This is a genomic window from Ectobacillus sp. (genome assembly GCF_056992975.1).
Genome location: NZ_JBXKMX010000282.1, coordinates 1 through 7,194 on the forward strand (window position 1 = coordinate 1; position 7,194 = coordinate 7,194).

Sequence of the window (7,194 nt, forward strand, 5' to 3'; positions counted from 1 at the left end):
ACTCATATGAATTATACTCAGAACGAAAAGATAATGTCAATAACAGAAAAGACTTTAGTTGTAGGAATTGATATTGGAAAAGACATGCAATATGCAAGAGCATTTGACTACAGAGGAATTGAATTAAGTACAGTAATGAATTTTGAAAACTCAGCCTACGGCTTTAATTTATTCGAAAAATGGATTAAGACGTTGATGAAGGAAAATAAAAAGACCGATATAACTATAGGTATGGAACCAACAGGGCACTATTGGTTTAATCTTGCCCACTACCTAAAGAATATTGATGCCAGAGTAGTTTTAGTTAACCCACTACATGTTAAGAGAAGCAAGGAGTTAGATGACAACTCCCAGACTAAAAATGATCGTAAAGACCCTAAAACTATAGCGAAGCTAGTTACCGAAGGTCGATATTCTATGCCATATATTCCAGAAGGTATCTATAGTGAATTAAGGACTGCCATGTATATGAGGGAAAGTATCAACAAAAACCTTAATAAAGTTAGTAATAACATTACTCAATGGCTAGATAAATACTTCCCAGAGTTTAGTGATGTTTTTGCTGACTGGAAAGGCAAGGCGGCATTAATAGCCTTAAGAAAGTTTCCAACTCCAGAGAAGGTTTTATCATCTGGACAACAAAAAATACTTTCATGCTGGAAGATGTCGCATAGGCGCATCGGAGATGCCAAGAGGGCTGCTAGACTTGAAGAAGCGGCTAAAGCTTCTGTGGGTATCATGAGTGGGCTGAGAATGGCAGAAAAGGAACTTATAGCTATTTTAGAACAATATGACTTGTACATGAAGCAGCTTAATGAAGTCCAAATAGAGATAGAAGAATTGACTCTTCAGGTACCAGGAGTCAAGGAAGCTCTAACTATTAAAGGTATAGGTATGACCACAGTTGCGGGTTTCATTGCTGAAGTAGGTGAGATAACTAGATTCACTCATCCGAGTCAAATACAGAAGCTTGCGGGCCTTAATCTGATTGAAAATAGCTCTGGAAAGCACAGAGGAAAGACGGTCATAAGTAAGCGTGGAAGGTCTAGACTTAGAGCATTGCTCTTTCGAGCTATCATGCCTTTGGTCGCTACAAATCAAGAATTTAAGAAGCTTCATGAATACTATACAACACGAAAGAATAACCCTCTTAGAAAGATGCAGTCATTAATTTTACTCTGTTGTAAGCTCATAAGGATAATGTATACAATCGTGACAAAACAAGTTGAGTATAATCCTGAAAAATTGATGAAGGATTTATCCTGCCTTACACAAAGAAAAGTTGCGTAACCCTAGGTATTTTTACACTTCTAAAGATTCATAACAAAATAAAACCTATGATCCTATCTATGCTGACTCCTCAGCAATAGCACCGTAGGTGGTAGTAATTCTTTGTAGATTCTTAAATAGATCTTTGAGAAAAGAAACTGGGATTAGTCAGGATTAAAAGTTAACATAAGGGCATAGACCCGGTCAAAAAGCATTTGCTGACATCCGCCTTTGGATAAACTGAACGAAGGAATTTAGGACATTGATCCTGTGAGACATGGAAGGGTGCGTTACCAAAGAATTTGCGGACATCCAAGGTTACAATATTTAACAAATAAGCTGACGCCTCTTTGGGTCGCCTATGCGTTTCCATAAAAATTCATTTATTCAATATATACCCGTATGGTTTCTCTTTTCACTTCTGATATTTTAAGAATAAGCGAGATATTAAGAGATAATCAAAGATCATAGAGGAAGTTAACTATTTAAATATTTATATAGATAACTAGTTAACCTTTTGTGCTGCGAGAGAAAAGGTGGTCGTAGTAAAAAGAGATGGCCTCGTCCACTATTGTGTTCAGGTACACTTTCATATTTGAGTACTTTGTAAAGGTTGAGGATAAGGCAATATACATATATATTCTTTTGGGAGATGTATTTGGGAAGATTAAGCTTCAGGCAAGAAAAAAAGATTTCTAATCAAATTCTAATCTTCCATTAATTGTTGTCTAACTATTGCCTCTTATAATAAAAACATAAGGTTAAGAAAACCAAGTAAAAATTATAAAAGAGGGGTATTGAAAATGACAGTAAGAATGGAAAATATCGATGAACTCAGAAAAAGAACTAACGTAAGCTATGAGGCAGCAAAGGATGCGCTGGAGAAGTGCAATGATGATATACTTGAAGCTCTTGTTTACCTGGAGAAGCACAACATGGCTAGACCAGCCGCAGCTTGTGAGAACAAGGAATCCTTATGGGTTAAGTTTAAGAAGCTAGTAAGAAAAGGCAACAATACAAGGTTTGTAATTCATAAGAAGGAAGTAAATATATTAAGTCTGCCTGTTACTTTGGCAGTGATAATCACAGTAATTGCTCCTTATGTAACCTTTATAGGTTTAATAGTAGCTTTGTTTACAGGACACAGAATTAAGTTTGAAGGCAAAGATATGGAATGCGGCAAGGTGAATAAGATGATGGATAAGGTGGCTGAAAGCGTGGATTGTGCTAAGAGGAAGCTTAGCGAAGACAGCAGTAATTCAGCGGGACAAATTAGTAGGTCGGTAGATATAATAATTAAACCAGGGCTGAGGTCGCGAATTGGGACGTCAGCCCTGGTTTTTGTTGAAATAGATGTAGATTTATAGTGTTAAAATTAGGCTCTGTTTAAGAATAATGTTGAAGTAAGCAGGTCTATGATACCGTAGAAAGCATTGGAACGAACATCTAAAAGACTTAACTTCTTTTAGATGAAGCTGCATTAAGAATCCAATATGTTTGAACAAAGCGAGTTTATTGGATTTATCAGATTCATATAAAAGAAGTTTTAGTCTTATATGTGCAGTGACAGCTTTCCTAGGTATCATAGCACCTGCGGAATTTCAACACTACACTTAAACATAGCCTAAAATTAAAGGCACTCTGCGAATTCTCGATTTTGGGAATCCGCAGAGTGCCTTTGCTGTAAAAATTGTTTTTAATAGTTCTATTTTTCATTTAAATATTTATGATATTTCTTTGGAACATTCTCTGTTTGCATATCATCGTGAACAGCACAGGTTCCAGCCTTTTTTGCGGTTTCATAATACCAGCACTTGTAATTTAGCATATCGAGCATCTCTTGCATTTCCTTCATCTGCTTTATCACAGCATCCCGCTGCGATTCCATGATGGATAGGCGCTCATCGATTTTGGAATCACCCTCTATGCAGTAATCCATAAAATGTTTAATGTCCTTTATGGGCATGCCTGTTTTTTTTAAGCAATCTATAAGGTGCAACCACGACATATCTTCATCCTTGAACATGCGAATACCGCCACTAGAACGCTCTACAAATGGAAGCAAACCTTCTTTATCATAATATCTTAATGTTGAAGCAGCAACATCAAGCTGCTTTGCCATTTCACCAACTGTATAAAACATTTATATATCCTCCATAATAATTTTGAAATTAAAGATTTGAAAAAGGTATTGACTTAAAGTTAACTTTAAGTTGTAGAATTAAATCGAACTTATTAGTTAGAGATTAACACAAACAATTTTACAATTCAAGGAGGTTAAAGCTCTAAATGGACTTTAACGGGTAACTTACGAGCGAGTGCGAGTGAGCTAAGTTGCCCCGTGGGCGAAGCCAAAGTCCTAAATGGACTTTAACGAGCAATTAGCGATTGGAGCGAGTAATCTTAATTGCTCGGTGTTCCGACTAAAAGGAGGAAACTAATGGACATCCATGATTTTTTAGCGCACTTGAACCGAGGTGAAGTGATCGAGGGCGGTTCGGAAATGCATCTGATGATGCACTACCTCTCGCAGGAAGCATTGAAATTAACATCTGAGCTGAACGGACATTATCATACCCCGGAAGAAATTCGGGAACTGTTTTCCCTGTTGATTGGGAAACCGGTGGATTCAACATTTGCCATGTTCCCTCCTTTTTATACGGACTGCGGGAAAAACATCTCTGTGGGCAAGAATGTATTTATCAATTCAGGCTGCCGTTTTCAAGACCAAGGCGGCATTACAATTGGTGATGGTGCTCTCATTGGGCACAATGTGGTGTTTGCTACCCTCAATCACGACATTGATCCGAGAAAACGCAGCACTATGCATCCCGCGCCTATTGTGATTGGTAAAAATGTCTGGATTGGAGCAAATGCCACGGTCCTTCCCGGTGTGTCCATTGGTGATGGTGCAGTAATTGCTGCCGGCGCAGTTGTGACCAAGGATGTACCTGTTAATGTTATTGTAGGCGGTGTACCTGGGAAAGTTATCAAGCAAATCGAAATCGATCAGGAGTAATAAGATATTGAATATGAGAAAAATAATTTCAATACTAAGTATGCTTATGTTTTGTTTAGGTCTGACTGCCTGTGATAACAGTGAAACGAATAAAAGCAGACAGACCAATCAACAGGAAGTATCTATAAATGATTCTAAGGAGCAGAAGGATGATGTTAACAAAGCAAAGACATCAACGGCTATAGATTTGCTCATTACGGTTGGGGAAAAGACATTTTCGGTAAAGCTTTATAATAATCAAACGACGCAGGCATTAGTAGAGAGATTTCCGCTTACCGTTGACATGAGCGAACTAAATGGTAATGAAAAATACTATTATTTATCAAATAAGCTCCCAACTGCTTTCGAGCAACCGGGAAAAATTTATGCCGGAGATATTATGCTGTATGGCGATGACTGTTTGGTAGTGTTCTATGAAACCTTCTCAACCTCCTATAAATATACCAGACTGGGATATATTGAGGAGGCTGCAAGTTTCGTAAAAGCAGTGGGCGATGGTAATGTGCAGGTTACCTTTAAGTTAACAAAAGATGCAACATAAAAAGAAGTATACAGTGAATAATGAAGGGAGTATCTATTATATGGAAAGAAAAGAATTAGAAAAAGTATCTGATTTTACATTGGGAGAGGAAAATGTAGCATTTGCGCCATATTTTATCGGGAAGAGCTACTTAAGCCTCTTGAATGATAAGGAGGTAGGCATCTTTAATGTTACCTTAGAACCAGGTTGCCGTAACAATTGGCATATTCATCATGGCAGCGGGCAGATACTTATTTGTGTTGGCGGACATGGCTGGTATCAGGAATACGGAAAAGATGCTCGGCTTTTGAAAAGCGGGGATGTAGTGTATATCGCAACGGAGATTAAACATTGGCATGGCGCAGTAAAGGATGAAGCATTTGCACATCTGTCCTTATCAGTTCCGACGGAAGGTTCAAGCAACCAGTGGTTGGAGCCAATAACAGATGAAGAATACAATAAATTAAAATAAAGAAAGGGGAATTATGAGAGGATGAGTAAATCAAAAGTTTTATTCACAAAAAATATTACATCAGAAAATTTAGTGAATATATACAAGCAATTAGGAAGAGAATTAAAGGGTAAAGTTGCAGTTAAGGTTCATTCTGGAGAACCAGGAGGAAAGAACTTTTTAAAACCAGAATTTATGAAAGAATTAGTTGATTATGTGCAAGGGACAATAGTTGAATGTAATACAGCCTATCCAGGTAGAAGGATGCATTCTGAAGAACATTGGAAAGCTATTGAGGAGCATGGATTTACTAAATTATTTAAAGTAGATATTATGGATGAAGAAGAAGAAATAGAATTACCAATTAAAAACGGTAAACATTTAAAAGTTAACTATGTTGGCAGTCACTTGGCCAACTATGATTCATTATTAGTATTATCTCATTTTAAGGGTCATCAAATGGGAGGCTTTGGAGGAGCATTAAAAAACACTTCAATTGGTATTGCATCAAGTAAGGGAAAACTGCATATCCACACAGCTGGAAGCAATGACCCTAATGGTTTTTTCAGCACACCTCAAGATGCATTTTTAGAATCAATGGCAGAAGCAGCAAGTACAATCGTTGAATATAAAAAGGATAATATTTTTTTTATTAATGTTATGCGTGATATTTCTATAGACTGTGATTGTAATTCTTGTCCAAAGGACCCGGAAATGAAAGATATAGGAATTCTTGCTTCTTTAGATCCAGTTGCTTTAGATCAAGCTTGCGTTGATTTAATATATAAGTCAGAAGACTTAGGAAAAGCAAGTTTAATACATCGAATGGAAGAAAAACACGGAATACATACTGTTGAAGAAGCAGCCAGATTAGGTATTGGTTCTAGAGAGTATGAACTAACTTATATAGACTAAATAATAATAATTCATTGTAGCGCACTTGCATTAAAAGCAGGTGCGTTATTTGAAAGTAAGGAGGTCAAAGTCCTAAATAGACTTTGACGGGCAGTTTGCGAGTGGGAACCAGCACTCTTAAACTGCCCAGTGTTTCGGGTGAAAGGAGAAAATTAAAAGTTAAGTTTTTCGTATAACAATCCGGTTACAATCCATTTTGGCAGTGATGCATTAGAAAAACTTCCAAAAGAAATAAAAAAATATGGAAAAAAGGTATAGCTTGTCTATGGTGGGAATTCTCTTAAGTCTAGCGGCAACTATGAGAAGATTACTGGGAGACGGCTTACGGTGCCATGGTAACTTTTGCACAGCTATTTTCCAACTATTTTGGAGGAAGCAGCAAAATTGCTGAAGGATTTAGTGAGACAGTTATGAGAACAATTCTAGAAGACGCCGCAATTGCCTTAAAAAATCCATCAGATTACGAAGCAAGGGCTAATCTTATGTGGGCGTCTGCAGTTAATACATTTGGAATCTCGAGATGTGGGAAAAAAAGTGCCTGGTCCCTTTATGGCTGCGAAACAATTGCAGAAGAAATTTTCCATGTTAACTATCGTGAAGCAGTAGCTGTAATTTTTCCTAAATGGCTGAGGGCTGTTTCTAAGCATTACAGCGATGCCGTGTATAACTATGCTGTTAATGTTATGAAGGTTGATACAAATGGTAAAGACAAAATACAAGTAATAGAAGAAGGAATTGCTGAAACAGAAAGTATATACAGACAATATGGTATAGCGGTTACTTTTAATGAGATTGCAGAAGTTCCGGAAGTGGAAGTTATCCTAGAAGAACTTAGAGAATTTGAGGATGATGATATACTTACAAGAGAAGAAGTAAAAGACATGATATTTAACTGTATTAATTATTAGAGCTCTATCATAAAATTCAAGAGACATAGTAATTAATGTAATTATAAAGAAAAGTGAACAACCAAAAGCTACTATAGTTTTTTATAATTTGAGATAATTGTTGATTTACAAT

General features: G+C 36.8%; 8 protein-coding genes. 7 read left to right on the forward strand and 1 reads right to left on the reverse strand.

Going from position 1 to position 7,194, the window contains the following annotated elements; translation table 11 throughout:
• The first annotated feature begins 6 nt into the window (after positions 1-6).
• Positions 7-1,290, forward strand: coding sequence for an IS110 family RNA-guided transposase (locus AC11ZT_RS12900; RefSeq protein WP_484059997.1), 1,284 nt, complete (start codon positions 7-9; stop codon positions 1,288-1,290).
• Between the two features lie 782 nt (positions 1,291-2,072).
• Positions 2,073-2,636, forward strand: coding sequence for a DUF4342 domain-containing protein (locus AC11ZT_RS12905; RefSeq protein ID WP_484059991.1), 564 nt, complete (start codon positions 2,073-2,075; stop codon positions 2,634-2,636).
• Positions 2,637-2,974: 338 nt separating this feature from the next.
• On the opposite strand, the gene AC11ZT_RS12910 is transcribed toward AC11ZT_RS12905, so the two are convergent.
• Positions 2,975-3,412 (reverse strand): MerR family transcriptional regulator, encoded by a 438-nt coding sequence (locus tag AC11ZT_RS12910; RefSeq protein ID WP_484059992.1) that lies wholly within the window; start codon positions 3,410-3,412, stop codon positions 2,975-2,977.
• 297 nt (positions 3,413-3,709) lie between these two features.
• Here AC11ZT_RS12910 and AC11ZT_RS12915 point away from each other — a divergent pair, with 297 nt between their 5' ends.
• From AC11ZT_RS12915 to AC11ZT_RS12935, 5 genes are all read left to right on the forward strand, one after another.
• Entirely contained in the window at positions 3,710-4,288 is a 579-nt protein-coding gene (locus tag AC11ZT_RS12915) for a sugar O-acetyltransferase (protein WP_484059993.1), read from the forward strand.
• Between the two features lie 13 nt (positions 4,289-4,301).
• On the forward strand, positions 4,302-4,829 hold the full coding sequence (locus tag AC11ZT_RS12920; RefSeq protein WP_484059998.1) for a cyclophilin-like fold protein: 528 nt from the start codon (positions 4,302-4,304) through the stop codon (positions 4,827-4,829).
• A 40-nt stretch (positions 4,830-4,869) separates the two neighbouring features.
• A complete protein-coding gene (locus tag AC11ZT_RS12925) occupies positions 4,870-5,280 on the forward strand; it encodes a cupin domain-containing protein (protein WP_484059994.1) in 411 nt (136 codons plus the stop codon).
• Between the two features lie 21 nt (positions 5,281-5,301).
• Positions 5,302-6,174, forward strand: coding sequence for a DUF362 domain-containing protein (locus AC11ZT_RS12930; RefSeq protein ID WP_484059995.1), 873 nt, complete (start codon positions 5,302-5,304; stop codon positions 6,172-6,174).
• Between the two features lie 332 nt (positions 6,175-6,506).
• Positions 6,507-7,082 carry a dehydroquinate synthase/iron-containing alcohol dehydrogenase family protein gene (locus AC11ZT_RS12935; protein ID WP_484059996.1) on the forward strand — a complete coding sequence of 192 codons (576 nt, stop codon included), beginning with the start codon at positions 6,507-6,509 and terminating at the stop codon, positions 7,080-7,082.
• Positions 7,083-7,194 lie beyond the last annotated feature (112 nt).